This window comes from Modestobacter italicus, assembly GCF_000306785.1.
GTDB classification, from domain to species: Bacteria; Actinomycetota; Actinomycetes; order Mycobacteriales; family Geodermatophilaceae; genus Modestobacter; species Modestobacter italicus.
In genome coordinates, this window is sequence record NC_017955.1 from 285269 (window position 1) to 299070 (window position 13802).

At 74.1% G+C, this 13802-nt stretch carries 14 protein-coding genes; 9 read left to right on the forward strand and 5 right to left on the reverse strand.

From position 1 onward, the window contains the following. Nucleotides 1-8 precede the first annotated feature (8 nt). Together MODMU_RS01395 and MODMU_RS01400 are read left to right on the forward strand one after the other, a co-directional pair. The gene (locus tag MODMU_RS01395) at nucleotides 9-1052 is read left to right on the forward strand and encodes an NAD(P)-dependent alcohol dehydrogenase (RefSeq protein WP_014738359.1); all 1044 of its coding nucleotides are present in this window, start codon (nucleotides 9-11) and stop codon (nucleotides 1050-1052) included. Then, a complete protein-coding gene (locus MODMU_RS01400) occupies nucleotides 1049-1486 on the forward strand; it encodes a MerR family transcriptional regulator (protein WP_014738360.1) in 438 nt (145 codons plus the stop codon). The genes MODMU_RS01395 and MODMU_RS01400 overlap by 4 nt, the downstream gene beginning before the upstream one ends. 1 nt (nucleotide 1487) lies before the next feature. Here the strand turns inward: MODMU_RS01400 and MODMU_RS01405 are convergent, their stop codons facing one another. The 3 genes from MODMU_RS01405 to MODMU_RS01415 all read right to left on the reverse strand — a co-directional run bounded on the left by MODMU_RS01405 (nucleotide 1488) and on the right by MODMU_RS01415 (nucleotide 3695). Next, nucleotides 1488-1823 carry a GroES family chaperonin gene (locus MODMU_RS01405; RefSeq protein WP_014738361.1) on the reverse strand — a complete coding sequence of 112 codons (336 nt, stop codon included), beginning with the start codon at nucleotides 1821-1823 and terminating at the stop codon, nucleotides 1488-1490. Between the two features lie 94 nt (nucleotides 1824-1917). Next, complete coding sequence (locus tag MODMU_RS01410) at nucleotides 1918-2265, reverse strand: metallopeptidase family protein (RefSeq protein ID WP_014738362.1); 348 nt, start codon at nucleotides 2263-2265, stop codon at nucleotides 1918-1920. After that, the gene (locus MODMU_RS01415; protein WP_014738363.1) at nucleotides 2262-3695 is read right to left on the reverse strand and encodes a GuaB1 family IMP dehydrogenase-related protein; all 1434 of its coding nucleotides are present in this window, start codon (nucleotides 3693-3695) and stop codon (nucleotides 2262-2264) included. The genes MODMU_RS01410 and MODMU_RS01415 overlap by 4 nt, the downstream gene beginning before the upstream one ends. 125 nt (nucleotides 3696-3820) lie before the next feature. On the opposite strand from MODMU_RS01415, the gene serS reads away from it, so the two are divergent. Continuing rightward, the gene (gene serS, locus MODMU_RS01420; RefSeq protein WP_014738364.1) at nucleotides 3821-5113 is read left to right on the forward strand and encodes a serine--tRNA ligase; all 1293 of its coding nucleotides are present in this window, start codon (nucleotides 3821-3823) and stop codon (nucleotides 5111-5113) included. Then, nucleotides 5110-5784, forward strand: coding sequence for an HAD family hydrolase (locus tag MODMU_RS26630; RefSeq protein ID WP_083869636.1), 675 nt, complete (start codon nucleotides 5110-5112; stop codon nucleotides 5782-5784). Before serS ends, MODMU_RS26630 begins: the two co-directional genes overlap by 4 nt. Here MODMU_RS26630 and MODMU_RS29220 read toward each other — a convergent pair. Together MODMU_RS29220 and MODMU_RS29225 are read right to left on the reverse strand one after the other, a co-directional pair. After that, nucleotides 5674-6180: an IS110 family transposase gene (locus MODMU_RS29220; protein ID WP_231851739.1), complete on the reverse strand. Its 507-nt coding sequence runs from the start codon at nucleotides 6178-6180 to the stop codon at nucleotides 5674-5676. The genes MODMU_RS26630 and MODMU_RS29220 overlap by 111 nt on opposite strands. Before the next feature lie 59 nt (nucleotides 6181-6239). Continuing rightward, nucleotides 6240-6869, reverse strand: a complete 630-nt coding sequence (locus MODMU_RS29225; protein ID WP_014738365.1) for an IS110 family transposase — start codon at nucleotides 6867-6869, stop codon at nucleotides 6240-6242. Between the two features lie 243 nt (nucleotides 6870-7112). Here MODMU_RS29225 and MODMU_RS01435 point away from each other — a divergent pair, with 243 nt between their 5' ends. The 5 genes from MODMU_RS01435 to MODMU_RS01455 all read left to right on the forward strand — a co-directional run bounded on the left by MODMU_RS01435 (nucleotide 7113) and on the right by MODMU_RS01455 (nucleotide 13782). Then, the gene (locus MODMU_RS01435) at nucleotides 7113-7505 is read left to right on the forward strand and encodes an HAD family hydrolase (protein ID WP_041794839.1); all 393 of its coding nucleotides are present in this window, start codon (nucleotides 7113-7115) and stop codon (nucleotides 7503-7505) included. Continuing rightward, nucleotides 7498-8307 (forward strand): HAD family hydrolase, encoded by an 810-nt coding sequence (locus MODMU_RS01440; protein ID WP_014738366.1) that lies wholly within the window; start codon nucleotides 7498-7500, stop codon nucleotides 8305-8307. The genes MODMU_RS01435 and MODMU_RS01440 overlap by 8 nt, the downstream gene beginning before the upstream one ends. Before the next feature lie 65 nt (nucleotides 8308-8372). Continuing rightward, a complete protein-coding gene (locus tag MODMU_RS01445; RefSeq protein WP_231851740.1) occupies nucleotides 8373-9992 on the forward strand; it encodes a methyl-accepting chemotaxis protein in 1620 nt (539 codons plus the stop codon). A 176-nt stretch (nucleotides 9993-10168) separates the two neighbouring features. Then, a complete protein-coding gene (locus tag MODMU_RS01450; protein WP_014738368.1) occupies nucleotides 10169-12250 on the forward strand; it encodes a methyl-accepting chemotaxis protein in 2082 nt (693 codons plus the stop codon). A gap of 20 nt (nucleotides 12251-12270) precedes the next feature. Next, nucleotides 12271-13782 carry a chemotaxis protein CheW gene (locus tag MODMU_RS01455; RefSeq protein ID WP_014738369.1) on the forward strand — a complete coding sequence of 504 codons (1512 nt, stop codon included), beginning with the start codon at nucleotides 12271-12273 and terminating at the stop codon, nucleotides 13780-13782. Nucleotides 13783-13802: the final 20 nt, after the last annotated feature.

Sequence of the window (13802 nt, forward strand, 5' to 3'; positions counted from 1 at the left end):
TCGCCGGCATGCGATCAGTGAGCGGGTACGCGGCCTCCGAGCCGGGCGGGCGGCTGCGGCCGTTCGAGTTCCAGCGGCGTGACCTCCGGGACGACGACGTCGCCGTCCGGGTGACCCACGTCGGCGTCTGCCACAGCGACCTGCACGCCGTCGACGGCCTGGCGCCCGGTGCGCCGCCGCTGGTGCCCGGCCACGAGTTCACCGGCGAGGTCACCGCGGTCGGGGCCGACGTCACCCGGTTCCGGGTCGGCGACGCGGTCGCCGTCGGCAACATCGTCGACTCCTGCGGCGTGTGCGTGAACTGCCTCGCGCACCGGGAGCCCTACTGCCTGGAGTTCCCGGCGACGACCTACGGCGGCCGCGACCTGCGCGACGGCAGCCCCACCCAGGGCGCGTACTCGACGGAGTACGTCGTCCGCGACGCCTTCGTCTACGGCCTGCCCGCCGAGCTGGACCCGGCCGCGGTGGCGCCGCTGATGTGCGCCGGGGTGACCACCTGGGCGCCGCTGCGCCGGGCCGGTGTCGGGCCGGGGACGCAGCTGGGCGTCGTCGGCCTGGGCGGCCTGGGCCACCTGGCGGTGAAGTTCGGCGTCGCCCTCGGCGCCCGGGTCACCGTGTTCACCACCTCGGCGGCGAAGGCCGCCGACGCCCGCGCGCTGGGTGCCCACGACGTGGTCGTCTCCACCGACGCCGGGGCGGTGGCGGCGGTGGCCGGCCGGCTGGACGTCGTGCTGGACACCGCCTCGGGGGCGCACGACCTCGCCCCCTACCTGGGCGCGCTGCGGCTCGACGGCACGCTCTGCGTGCTCGGCCTGCCGGAGAGCTACACGGTGTCGCCGATGGCCCTGCTCGGGCGCTCGCTGACCGTGTCCGGTTCCGCCGGCACCGCGGAGACCCAGGAGATGCTCGACTTCTGCGGCGCGCACGGCCTCACCGCCGACGTCGAGGTGCTGCCGTTCGCCGAGGTGAACACCGCGTTCGCCCGGCTGGCGGCCAACGACGTCCGCTGGCGGTTCGTGCTCGACGTGACGCGCCTGACGTGGCCGGCATGACCGGAGTGGTGGAGAGCCTGGCGATCGGCCAGGTGGCCGAGCGGACCGGCCTGAGCATCGACACGCTCCGCTGGTACGAGCGCCAGGGGCTGATCCCGCTGGTCGAGCGCACGGCGACCGGGCAGCGCCGCTACCCGCCGTCCGTCGTCCGGTTCATCGCGCTCGTGCAGGCGCTGCGGCGCACCGGCATGCCGGTCGCCGACGTGCGGGCGTTCGTCCAGCTGGGCGGCGGGCAGCTGCGGCACCACACCGAGCGGCTGGCCCTGCTGGAGCGGCAGCAGCGGCTGATCGAGGAGCAGGTCCGCCAGCTGGCGGCCGACCGGGAGGTCGTCCGGGACAAGATCGCCGTGTACCGGGACCTGGTGGCCGCGGGGCTGGACTGCGAGGACCAGCCGCCGGACGACGCCGACTGGCGCACGTCGATCCCGTCCTGACCTACAGGTAGAGGCCGGTCGACTCCTCGATCCGCTCGGCGGCGACGGCGTGCACGTCGCGCTCGCGCAGGATGATCAGGTCCTCGCCGTGCACCTCGACCTCGTGCTGGTCCTCGGGGGAGAACAGCACCTGGTCGCCGACCTTGACCTGCCGCACGTTGGCGCCGACGGCCCGCGCCTCGCCCCAGACCAGCCGCTTGGCCACCTGCGCCGTCGCCGGGATCAGGATGCCGCCGCTGGACCGGCGGTCGCCGTCCTCCTTGCGGAGCGAGACCAGCAGGCGGTCGTGCAGCATCTTGATCGGCAGGCCGCCGGCCGCGGCGTCGTCCCCAGGCACGTCCGACAACGCTACCCGGAGGTGACGTGCTGGAACGGCCCCGTCCAGAGGCTCGCGCCGAGCCTGCGAGGCGTGAGGGGGACGGGGTCCTTCATCAGCCCCAGCCGAGGGCGTGGAGCTTCTCCTCCTCGATGCCGAAGTGGTGCGCGATCTCGTGGACGACGGTGATCGCGACCTCCTCGGCCACCTGCTCCTCGTCGTCGCAGACGTCGCAGATCGCCTCGCGGTAGATCATGATCCGGTCGGGCAGGGAGCCGCCGTAGTCGGCGCCGCGCTCGGTCAGCGCGTAGCCCTCGTAGAGGCCGAGCAGGTCCGGCTCGTCGGGGTTGCGGTCCTCGACCAGGACGACGACGTTGTCCAGCAGCGCCATCAGCTGCTCCGGCACCTCGTCGAGCGCATCGGCGACCAGCTCCTCGAAGCGGTCCGGCGGCAGCGCCCTCACCAGCTGGTCGGCAGCGGGCGGCCCTCCTCGTAGCCGGCCGCGCTCTGCACCCCCAGCACCGCGCGCTCGTGCAGCTCGTCGACGCTGCGCGCCCCGGCGTAGGTGCACGACGAGCGGACGCCGGCCACGATCCCGTCGATCAGGTCCTCGACGCCGGGGCGGGCCGGGTCGAGGTACATCCGCGAGGAGCTGATGCCCTCCTCAAACAGCCCGGCCCGGGCCCGGTCGAAGCCGCTCTGCGTGGCGGTGCGGGCCCGGACCGCGCGGGCCGAGGCCATCCCGAAGCTCTCCTTGTACCGGCGGCCGTTCCCGTCGTCGTACAGGTCGCCGGCGCTCTCGTAGGTGCCGGCGAACCAGGAGCCGACCATCACGTTCGCCGCGCCGGCGGCCAGCGCCAGCGCGACGTCGCGCGGGTGCCGCACGCCGCCGTCGGCCCAGACGTGCCGGCCCAGCTCGCGCGCGGCCGCGGCGCACTCCTCCACGGCGGAGAACTGCGGGCGCCCGACGCCGGTCATCATCCGGGTGGTGCACATGGCGCCGGGGCCGACACCGACCTTGACGACGTCCGCGCCGGCCTCGATGAGGTCGCGGGTGCCCTGGGCGGTGACCACGTTGCCGGCCACGACCGGCGCGCTGCCGGCGACCGAGCGGACGGCGCGCACCGCCTCGATGGCCTTCTCCTGGTGCCCGTGCGCGGTGTCCACGACCAGCACGTCGACCCCGTGGGCGAGCAGCGCCCCGGCCTTGCCGGCGACGTCGCCGTTGATGCCGACGGCGGCGGAGGTGAGCAGCTGGCCGTGCTCGTTGACCGCCGGGGTGTACATCGAGGAGCGCAGCGCGCCCTTGCGGGTGATGACGCCGACCAGCCGGTCGCCCTCGACCACGGGGGCGGCGTTGACCCGCTCGTCGGAGAGCACGTCGAACACCTTGGGCAGGTCGGTGCCGGCCGGGATGGTGAGCGGGTCGGGGGTCATGACCTGCGAGAGCTGGGTGAACCGGTCGACGTCCGCGCAGGAGCCGTCGGTGACGATGCCGACCGGCCGGCCCTGCTCGACGACCACCACCACGCCGTGCGCGCGCTTGCCCATCAGCGACAGCGCCTCGGCCACGGTGGAGGTCGGGCCGAGGGTGATCGGGGTGTCGTAGACCGGGTGCCGGGCCTTGACCCAGGACACCACCTCGCCGACGACGTCGATCGGGATGTCCTGCGGCAGCACGGCCAGCCCGCCGCGGCGGGCCACCGTCTCGGCCATCCGTCGTCCGGAGATCGCCGTCATGTTGGCGACCACCACCGGGATCGTCGTCCCGACCCGGTCCGGCGTGGTCAGGTCGACCTCGAGCCGGGAGCCGACCGTGGAGTGCGCCGGCACCATGAAGACGTCGGCGTAGGTCAGGTCGTGTTCGGGCCGGCGGTCACCGAGGAAGCGCATGCCCCCAGTGTCCCAGCCCGGTACCGGTCCAGGCACAGGAGCCTGTGCACCCACTTCCAGGACGGGAACCGGGTGCAGAGGTTCCTGTGCCTGGGACGGCGGGGGCGGCCACCTACGATCAGGGCGTGATCGACCTGCGCCTCGTCCGCGAGAACCCCGACCTCGTCCGCGCCAGCCAGCGTGCCCGGGGTGCCGACGAGTCCCTGGTCGACGCGCTGCTGGCCGCCGACGCCGAGCGCCGGGCCGCGGTCAAGGCCGCCGACGACCTGCGCGGGGAGCAGAAGGCCGCCTCGCAGGCGGTCCGCGGCGCCTCCAAGGAGGAGCGCCCGGCCGTGCTGGAGAAGGCCAAGGCGCTGGCCGCGGCGGTGAAGGAGGCGGAGGAGGCCGAGCGCACCGCGGACGCCGCGCTGCACGCCCTGCACCTGCGCATCCCCAACGTCGTCCACCCCGACGTGCCGCCGGGCGGCGAGGACGACGCGGTCACCCTGCGCACCGTGGGCGAGGTGCCGACCTACGACTTCGAGGTCAAGGACCACCTGCAGATCGGCGAGGCGCTCGGCGCGATCGACATGGAGCGCGGCGCGAAGGTCTCCGGTGCGCGGTTCTACTTCCTCACCGGCCCCGGCGCGCTGCTGGAGTTCGCCCTCGCCCAGCTGGCGGTCAGCCGCGCGGTCGCCGCCGGGTTCACCCCGGTGGTCGCCCCGGCGCTGGTCAAGCCCGAGGCGATGGAGGGCACCGGGTTCCTCGGCGAGCACGACGAGGAGGTGTACCGGATCGAGCGGGACGACCTGTACCTCGTCGGGACGTCGGAGGTCGCGCTGGCCGGGATGCACGCGCGGGAGGTCCTCGACCTGTCCGCCGGCCCCCGGCGGTACGCCGGCTGGTCGTCCTGCTTCCGCCGCGAGGCCGGCTCCTACGGCAAGGACACCCGCGGCATCATCCGGGTGCACTGGTTCGACAAGGTCGAGATGTTCAGCTTCTGCGCGCCCGATGAGGCCGAGGCCGAGCACCGCCGGCTGCTGCAGTGGGAGGAGGAGTTCCTCCAGCTCCTGGAGCTGCCCTACCGGGTGGTCGACATCGCCGCCGGCGACCTCGGCACCAGCGCCGCCCGCAAGTTCGACATCGAGGCGTGGTTCCCCAGCCAGGGCACCTACCGCGAGCTGACCAGCACCTCGGACTGCACCACCTTCCAGTCCCGCCGGCTGGCCATCCGCTCCCGGGACGCCGACGGGAAGCCGCAGCCGGTGGCCACCCTCAACGGCACGCTGTGTGCGATCGCCCGCACCATCGCCTGCCTGCTCGAGGTGCACCAGCAGGCCGACGGCTCGGTGCACGTGCCGGCGGCGCTGCGGCCGTGGCTGGGCGGGCACGCGGTGCTCAGCCCGGGCATGGCGCTCGCCCCGGCGCAGCTGCTGTGACCAGCAGCCAGCCGGTCCGGCCGGCGTTCGTCCCCGAGCAGGGGGCGCGGACGGTGGTCGAGCTGCCCGACCTCGCCGTGGAGCTGGACGGGTGGCGGCCCCGGCTGGTCGCCAGCGACCTGGACGGGACGCTGCTGACCTCCGCGGGCGAGGTGAGCCCGCGCACCCGGGCGGCGATCGACGCCTGCCGGGCCGCCGGTGTGCCGTTCGTCGGCGTCACCGGCCGCGGGCCCCGGCTGCTGGAGAGCGTCCGCGCCGCGCTCGGCGGCACCGGCATCGCGGTGCTGGCGCAGGGCGGGTACGTCGTCGACTTCGGTGTCGGTGACCGCACCGAGGTGCTGCGCACCGTCGGCATGTCGCGGGAGGACGCCACCGCCGTCATCGCCGCGATCGAGGAGGTCACCGGCGAGCTGATCGTCGCGGTCGAGGACGCCGCCGAGCAGTCCGAGGCGCTGCGCCCGCTGCGGGTCCAGCACGGCTTCGACTGGCCCTACCCGGAGCCTGCGCACCTGCTGCCGCGGCACGAGGTGCTGCCGGTCGGCGCGGTGAGCTCCTATGTGTCAACGCTGGTCGGGCGTAGCGTCCGGTTCGGCGGTGGGTGCGGTGGACTGGCCGTAGCGAAGATCAGGTTCGGGACTGCAAGCCTGTCGCGCAGCTGGCTTCGGCCGTAGAGACGCGTCCCGTTTGCCGCTGCCGCACTCACCGTCCCGGTGCGGCGGCGCCGGCCAGCTCCGGTAGCGGGTGAGCCGCGAGGTCGTCCTGCAGGGTCTTGTAGACGACGTCGGAGAGTCGTCGTTGAGGCAGCGCAGGGCTTCCCGGCTGGTCTTCCCTTCGGCGCGTTTGCGCAGGTAGTAGGCCCGGCCCTCGGTGTCGGCGCGGATCTGGGTGATCGCGATCGTGTAGAGCACCCGGTTCAAGGTTCGGTTGCCTGAGCGGTTGAGCCGGTGCCGGGTGGTGCGCCCGGAGGAGGCCGGGATGGGGGCGGTGCCGTTGGCGGCGGCGAAGGCGTGCCGGGAGCGGTAGCGGCGGATGTCGGCGACCTCGCCGAGGATGGTGGCCGCGCCCACCGGGCCGACGCCGTAGAGGTCGGTCAGCCCGGTCTCGACCTCGGCGATCGCGGTGGTGATCAGCCCGGTGAGGTCCCGGATCTCGGCGGTGAGCTGGCCCAGCGGATCAGCCGGCGGCGGGTCAGCTGCGCCCGCACGCTGGTGTCGCCGTCGAGCAGGTCTTGCGCGGCGGTGAGGAACGTCGGGGCGGTCAGCCGGGGGATGGTGGCCTGGTAGCCGGGCAGCAGGCCGTGCAGCTCGGAGTGGGTGCGGTTGGCCAGCGCGGTGCGCTCGGCCACCAGCTGGGCGCGGTAGTCCGCCAGCGCCCGCAGGTCCGCGGCCACGCCGATGGCCAACCGGACCGCCGGCAGCCCGGCCTCGCGGGCGGTGATCCGGGCGATGGCGACCGCATCGACCGGGTCGGTTTTGCCCTGCCCGGGCCGGCCCGAGCGTTCCCGGCTGGTCAGGCTCGGTGGTACTTCCACCACCTCCAGCCCGCCGGTGAGCACGAGGCGGACCGCGGCACCGCGGCCGTAGTTGCCCGAGCCCTCGATGCCCACCCGGGTCACCGTGTGCTCCTCCAGCAGCAGTTCCAGAGCGTCGAAGCCGGCCTCGGTGTTGGCCAGCTCAGTGACCACCGCCGGGCGGCCGGTGTCATCGATGACCGCGACGGCGAGGGTGTCTTTGTGGGTGTCGATCCCGGCGAGCATGCGTCTCCATCCCGGTCCAGCGAGCTGGCGAACCGCCGGTGCCCGGGCGCAGCGCATGCATCTGCGGGCCGCCGTGAGCCCATGCTCCTATCAAGCGTCAGCCGCCCGGACCTCGGCGAACGTCACCGGCGGGCACTCACTACGAAGGCCACGACAGAACACGGCGGGCAGCAAAAGGTCGAGCCTCGCCGGTGACGCCCGCGAGCACCCCGCCTCGGTGACGGAGCCCGTCTATTACCGCAGATGCTCAAGGTGTTCCTGCGCTCCTCGCGGCTGGGCGAGGACGAGCTGCTCGCGCTGGCCCGCGGGGTCGTCGACCCGGCGGTCGCCGAGCTGACCCACGCCGGCCTGGGCTTCATCGAGGTGCTGCCGCCGGGGGTCACGAAGGCCACCGGGCTCGCGGTGGCGCTCGACCACCACGGCGTGTCGTTCGGCGACGTCCTCGTCTTCGGCGACATGCCCAACGACCTGCCGATGATCGAGGCGGTGACCCGGGCCGGCGGCCGGGCGGTGGCGATGGCCAACGCCCACCCGGAGGTGCTGGCCGCCGCCGCGGACCGGACCAGCGGCTCGGACGCCGACGGCGTGGCCCGCTACGTCGAGGCCGTGCTGGCCCTGGGGGCCGGGCGTGTCTGACTGGCGGCCGCAGCTCATCGTCAGCGACCTCGACGGGACGCTGCTGCGCAGCGACGAGACGATCAGCGACGGGACCCTCGCCGAGCTGCAGCGCTGGGCGGACGCCGGGGTGCCGCTGGTGCTCGCCACCGGGCGCCCCCCGCGCTGGATGCTCGGCGTGCGGGACCGGCTGGGCGGCGGCACGGCGATCTGCTGCAACGGCGCGGTGCTGCTGGACCTGGGCGGGTTCACGGTGCTGGAGGAGCACCCGCTGACCCCCGACGTGCTGCGGGCGATCACCGGCGAGCTCCGCCGCCGGCAGCCCGACACCTGGTTCGCCGTCGAGTACGGCGACCAGTTCCGGCACGAGCCGATCTACAAGCCGCGCTGGGACGTCGACGCGCCCGGGGTCGCGGAGGCGACGCTGCCGGAGATGGTGGCGCAGCCGGTGGCCAAGCTGCTGGCCCGGCACGAGCACCTGCCCCGGGACGAGTTCGTCGAGCTGGTGACCGAGGTGGTCGGCGACACTGCCACGGTCACGAACTCCTCCTCCGACGCGCTCGCCGAGATCTCCGCGCGCGGGGTCACCAAGGCCACCGGGCTGGCCCGGGTGGCGGCGGCCCGCGGTCTGGGTCCCGGCGACGTCGTCTACTTCGGGGACATGCCCAACGACCTGGCCGCCTTCGACTGGGTCCGGGAGGGCGGCGGGCGCGCGGTGGCGATGGCGCACGCGCACCCCGACGTCCTCGCCGCGGCGACCGACGTCACCGACGCCAACGACGCCGACGGCGTCGCGGCCTTCCTGGCGTCGCTGCCCCGCTGACCGCCGGGACCACCGCGTCTAGGAACGGCGGTGGTGCTCGGGTCGAGAAGGCCCGGGTCCTGCCGATGACAGCTGACATGGACGCCCTCGACGCCGAGCGCGGCTCGCGCTCCCCCGCCCACCTGCTCGAGCGGGTCGGCCTGCGCGGCCGCCTGCTGGCGGCCATCCTGGTGGTCGCCCTGACCACCCTCGCCGTCGGCGCGGTCGGCATCGCCCGGATGTCCGCGCTGAGCACCCAGGCCGACGAGGTCTACAGCGACGGCGCGGTGCCGCTGGACGGGCTGCGCCAGCTGCAGGCCGACTGGTGGACCCTCAGCGCGCACACCGCCCGGGCCGCCATCGTCGCGCTGCCGCCGGCCACCATCGCCGACGAGCAGCAGGCCGCCGCCGCGGCCGCGCAGGAGCTGACCGCGGACCAGGCCGCCGTCGCCGGCATGCCGCTCTCCCCGGACGCGGCGGCCGCGTTCGCCGACTTCTCGGACTCGGTGACCAGCTACCTCACCGCGCTGGGCCAGCTGCAGGCCGGCGCCGACCCGGCGCAGACCCCCGCGATCCTGCAGGCGATGAACACCGCCGAGGCCACCATCGAGAGCTCGCTCGTCGCCGCGACCGACGCCGCCGCGGTGTCCGCCGAGACCACCGTGCAGGAGGCCCGGGACGCCTACTCCTCGGCCCGCACCCTCACCGTCGCGATCGTCCTCGTCGGCCTGGCGGTGTCGGTCGTCCTCGCGCTGCTCATCGTCCGGTCGGTGATGCGCCCGGTCCAGCGGATCAAGGAGGTGCTGGACCAGGTCGCCGGTGGCGACCTGAGCGTGCGGGCCGGCGAGACCGGTGGCGCCGAGCTCAACGAGGTCGCTCGCTCCCTCGACGGCACCCTGGTGGCGCTCAGCGGCGTGCTCAGCCTGGTCGGTGACTCCGCCGGCCGGCTGGCCGTGGCGTCGCAGGCGCTGAACACCGGCGCCAGCGGGATGGCCGACAGCGCCCGCGCCGCCACCGGCCAGGCCGACGTCGTCGTCGCCTCGGCCGGCGAGGTCGCCTTCAGCGTGGACACCGTGGCCACCGGCTCGCAGCAGATGGAGGCGGCGATCCGGGAGATCTCGCAGAACGCGAGCGAGGCCTCCCGGGTGGCCGGCCAGGCGGTCAGCGTCGCGGAGAACACCACCCGAACCGTCGGCAAGCTGGGCGACTCCTCGCAGGAGATCGCGACCGTGGTCAAGCTGATCAACGGCATCGCCGAGCAGACCAACCTGCTCGCGCTCAACGCCACCATCGAGGCCGCCCGCGCCGGCGAGGGCTTCGCCGTGGTGGCCAGCGAGGTCAAGGAGCTGGCGCAGGAGACCGCGCGGGCCACCGAGGACATCTCCCAGCGGGTCGAGGCGATCCAGGCCGACACCGCGGGCGCGGTCTCCGCCATCGGCGAGATCAGCACCGTGATCGGCCAGATCAACGACTACCAGGCCACCATCGCCGCCGCGGTGGAGGAGCAGACCGCGACGACCAACGAGATGAACCGCAACGTGGCCGAGGCGGCCAGCAGCTCGCGCAGCATCGCGACGGCCATCTCCGGGCTCGCCGCGGGCACGCAGCAGACCAACCAGGGGGTGGCCGAGGCGCAGCGCTCAGCGGCGGACCTGGCCCGGATGAGCGACGAGCTCCAGGACGCCGTCCGCCGCTTCACGGTCTGAGGACCCCGCACGGCAGAGGGCCCCGGCGCGAGCGCGCGCCGGGGCCCTCTGCCGTTCGGCACGCCGGAGGCGCGCAACAGGGTCGACCGCGATCGTTCCCTGCCGATGACAGGACCGACCCGGTCGAACAGCTGGCCGCTCCACGACGTCCCGCACGTCACCCTCCGGAGGCATCGATGCCCGCCGCCACGCCCCCGCCGTCCGCCGCACCGTCCGCGCAGCACGCCGGCCTCATCGCCGCGCTGCACCGCTCCCAGGCGCTCATCGAGTACGACCTCACCGGGCACGTGGTCACGGCGAACCAGGCCTTCCTCGACGTCATGGGCTACGAGCTCGACGAGGTCGTCGGCCGGCACCACCGGGTGTTCTGCTGCCCCGAGCACGCCGCCAGCCCCGAGTACGCGCAGTTCTGGACCGACCTGGCCGGGGGCGCGTACCGCACCGGCGAGTTCGTCCGGCTCGCCAAGGGCGGGCGGGAGGTGTGGCTGCAGGCCACCTACAACCCGGTCCTGGACGACGACGGCACGCCCCTGAGGATCGTCGAGCTGGCCACCGACGTCACCGCCGCCAAGCTGGCTGCGGCCGAGCACACCGGCAAGGTCGCCGCCATCGACCGTTCCCAGGCGGTCATCGAGTTCGACCTCACCGGCCACGTGCTGACGGCCAACCAGAACTTCCTGGACGCGACGGGCTACCAGCTCGACGAGGTCGTCGGCCGGCACCACCGGATGTTCTGCGAGCCCGCCGACGCGGCGAGCGAGGAGCACGCGCGCTTCTGGGCCGACCTGGCCCGCGGGGAGTACACCAGCGGGGTCTACAAGCGGCTGGCCAAGGGCGGCCGCCAGATGTGGTTGCGGGCCACCTACAACCCGATCCTCGACCTGCGGGGCCGCCCGCTCAAGGTGGTCGAGTTCGCCACCGACATCACGGCCGCGCAGCGCCAGGCGGCCGAGGCCCGCGGCAAGGTCGCGGCCATCGACCGGGCGCAGGCCGTCATCGAGTTCGACCTCGAGGGGCGGGTGCTGACCGCCAACCCCAACTTCCTCGCCGTCCTGGGCTACGGCCTGGACGAGATCCGGGGCAGGCACCACCGGATCTTCTGCGACCCCGAGTACATCGCGACGGACGCCTACGCGACCTTCTGGGAGCGGCTGGCGGCCGGGGAGTTCCAGACCGGGGAGTTCCGCCGCATCCGCAAGGACGGCGAGGACGTGTGGATCCAGGCGACCTACAACCCGATCCTGGACGACGACGGCACGCCCCTGAAGATCGTCAAGTTCGCCACCGACGTGACCGCCACCGAGCAGCGCAACGCCGACATCGAGGCGCGGCTCAACGCCGTGGACAGGGCCCAGGCGGTCATCGAGTTCGACCTCGACGGCACGATCCTCTCCGCCAACGAGAACTTCCTGCGCACCATGGGCTACTCGATGTGGGAGATCGGCGGGCAGCACCACAGCCTGTTCTGCAGCGACCGCTACCGGGTGTCGGAGGAGTACCGCGACTTCTGGTTGCGCCTCGGCAAGGGGGAGCTCATCGCGGGCCGGTTCGAGCGGGTCGGCAAGTTCGGCCGCGAGGTGCACATCCAGGCCACCTACAACCCCGTGCTCGACCTGGCCGGGAACCCGGTGCGGGTCGTCAAGTACGCCTACGACGTGACGGCGGACGTGGTCCGGGAGCGCCGGGTCGCCGCCGGCACCCGGGACATGACCGCCTCCGTGCGGCACCTGTCGGAGTCCATCGAGGCGATCGCCGCCAGCTCCTCGGCGGCGACCACCCTGGCGGAGAAGACCCACGGGGACGCCGAGCAGGGGGTGGCGGCGCTGCGTGCCTCGCTGGAGGCGATCAGCCTGATCCAGCGCTCGTCGGTGTCCATCGGCGAGATCGTCCGGGTGATGGGGGAGATCGCCAACCAGACCAACCTGCTGGCCTTCAACGCCTCGATCGAGGCAGCCCGGGCCGGTGAGCACGGTGTCGGCTTCTCCATCGTGGCCGGCGAGGTGCGCAAGCTGGCCGAGCGGTCCTTCGACGCCTCTCAGCAGATCGGCAAGCTCATCGAGGAGTCCGCCGAGCGGGTCGAGCAGGGCTCGACGGTCTCCCAGCGGGCGAGCGAGGCGTTCGAACGGATCGTGTCGAGCGTGGCCGAGACCAACCAGGTCATCCGGGCGATCTCGGCGGCCACCGGCAGGCAGCAGGTGGCCTCCCAGCAGGTCGACGCCCTGATCGCCGAGCTCGTCTCCGGCGAGACGGTCTCCTGAGCACCCGTCGGACGCAGGAGATGAGCACCGGTCCCGGCGGGCCGGCGGTCGACGTCTACGGCATGGTCCGGCTCGCCGGGGTGGACGTCGCGCTGCCGCTGCACGCCCTGCGCGAGGTCGTGCCGTGTCCGCAGGCGCTGTCCGGCCTGCCCGCCGAGGCCCCCGGGCTGCTCGGCGCGATGGACCTGCGCACCACCGTGCTGCCGGTCGTCGACCTGCGGGTCCTGCTCGGCCGGGACACCGGACGCCGGCCGGACCAGGTGGTCGTGGTCATCGCCTGGGAGGGGCAGGCGCTGGGGCTGCTGGCCGACGAGGTGTGCGGGGTGAGCCGGGTGCCGGCGGCGGCGCTGCTGCCGATGCGGGCGCAGACCGGTGAGCTGCTGTTCTCGCACACCTTCCTGCACCCCGAGACCGGCCGGGCGACCAGCGTGCTGGACGCGGCCGCCGTGCTCCGGCTGCCGGGGGTGCCGACCGTCGCCGACGTCACCCGGTCCACCGCGGCGGTCGTCGTGGAGGGCGCCGGCCGGCCGGCCGGGACGGGGCGGACGGTCACCCGGGTCCGCTGCGGTGGGCACGTGCTGGCGGTCGACGTCACCCACGTGCACACCACGCTGCCCAGCCCCGAGGCCCGGCCGTCGCCGCTGCGCAGCACCCTCGTGCCGGGGGTCACCGAGTACGCGGGCCGGGAGGTCGGCGTGGTCGACCCGCTGGTGCTGCTCGGGCTCGGCCGCCGCGCCGACACCCCGCCGGGGGCCGGTCTCGTCCTGGACACCGGCCGGGGCCACGTCGTCCTGGCGCTGGACGAACTGCTCGACCTGGTGCAGCTGCCCGACGACCAGCTGCTCCCGGTGCCGACCTACGCGGTGCCCCACCCGGAGCTGCTGGAGGGCATCGCGCTGGTCGGCGACGTCGCGTGCCTGGTCCTCGACGGTGCCGCGCTGCTCGGCGACCCGCGCGTGCGCGGGCTGGCGGCGATGAACACCGAGGTCGGCCGCACGGCCGACCCGACGGACGGCGTCCGGACCGCGGGTCCCGCGGTCGGTCCGCCGTACCTCGTGCTCTCCGTCGGGGTGGACGTCGCCACGCCCCTGGACCACGTGGCCGAGATCGTGCCGTGGCCGGCGTCGATGACCGCCGGCGGCGCTGCGCCGGGCGTGCTGGGCCTGACGGTGCACCGCGGTGCCGCGCTGCCGGTGCTCTGCCTCGCCTCGCTGCTGGGGCGGCCGGCACCGGCGACCACCGCGGCGACCTGCCTGCTGGTGCTGGAGGTGGACGGCGAGCCGGTCGCCCTGGCCGTGGACGCGCTGCGCAGCATCGACCCGTTGAGCTGGACCGACCCGCACCAGTCGCGGGCCGGTGCGGGCGGCCGGCTGGACCGCGCGCTGCAGGCGGCCCCGCTCGTCCAGGTGGGGGCCAGCACCCGGCTGCTGCCCGAGCTGGACCTGCGGGAGGTGGTGCGGGCGGTGCGCGGCCCCGCCGTGGTCGTCCCGGCTCCCCGGTCCACGCCGGCCGCCGAACTCGTCCCCACCTGAGGGGCGGCGGACCGCTGGAC

Bases quoted from the DNA above. Each gene is read 5' to 3' on its own strand.
- MODMU_RS01395 (WP_014738359.1), top strand. From the start codon at position 9: ATGCGATCAGTGAGCGGGTACGCGGCCTCCGAGCCGGGCGGGCGGCTG.
- MODMU_RS01400 (WP_014738360.1), top strand. From the start codon at position 1,049: ATGACCGGAGTGGTGGAGAGCCTGGCGATCGGCCAGGTGGCCGAGCGG.
- MODMU_RS01415 (WP_014738363.1), bottom strand. From the start codon at position 3,695: ATGCGCTTCCTCGGTGACCGCCGGCCCGAACACGACCTGACCTACGCC.
- MODMU_RS29225 (WP_014738365.1), bottom strand. From the start codon at position 6,869: ATGCTCGCCGGGATCGACACCCACAAAGACACCCTCGCCGTCGCGGTC.
- MODMU_RS01435 (WP_041794839.1), top strand. From the start codon at position 7,113: ATGCTCAAGGTGTTCCTGCGCTCCTCGCGGCTGGGCGAGGACGAGCTG.
- MODMU_RS01445 (WP_231851740.1), top strand. From the start codon at position 8,373: ATGACAGCTGACATGGACGCCCTCGACGCCGAGCGCGGCTCGCGCTCC.
- MODMU_RS01450 (WP_014738368.1), top strand. From the start codon at position 10,169: ATGCCCGCCGCCACGCCCCCGCCGTCCGCCGCACCGTCCGCGCAGCAC.
- MODMU_RS01455 (WP_014738369.1), top strand. From the start codon at position 12,271: ATGAGCACCGGTCCCGGCGGGCCGGCGGTCGACGTCTACGGCATGGTC.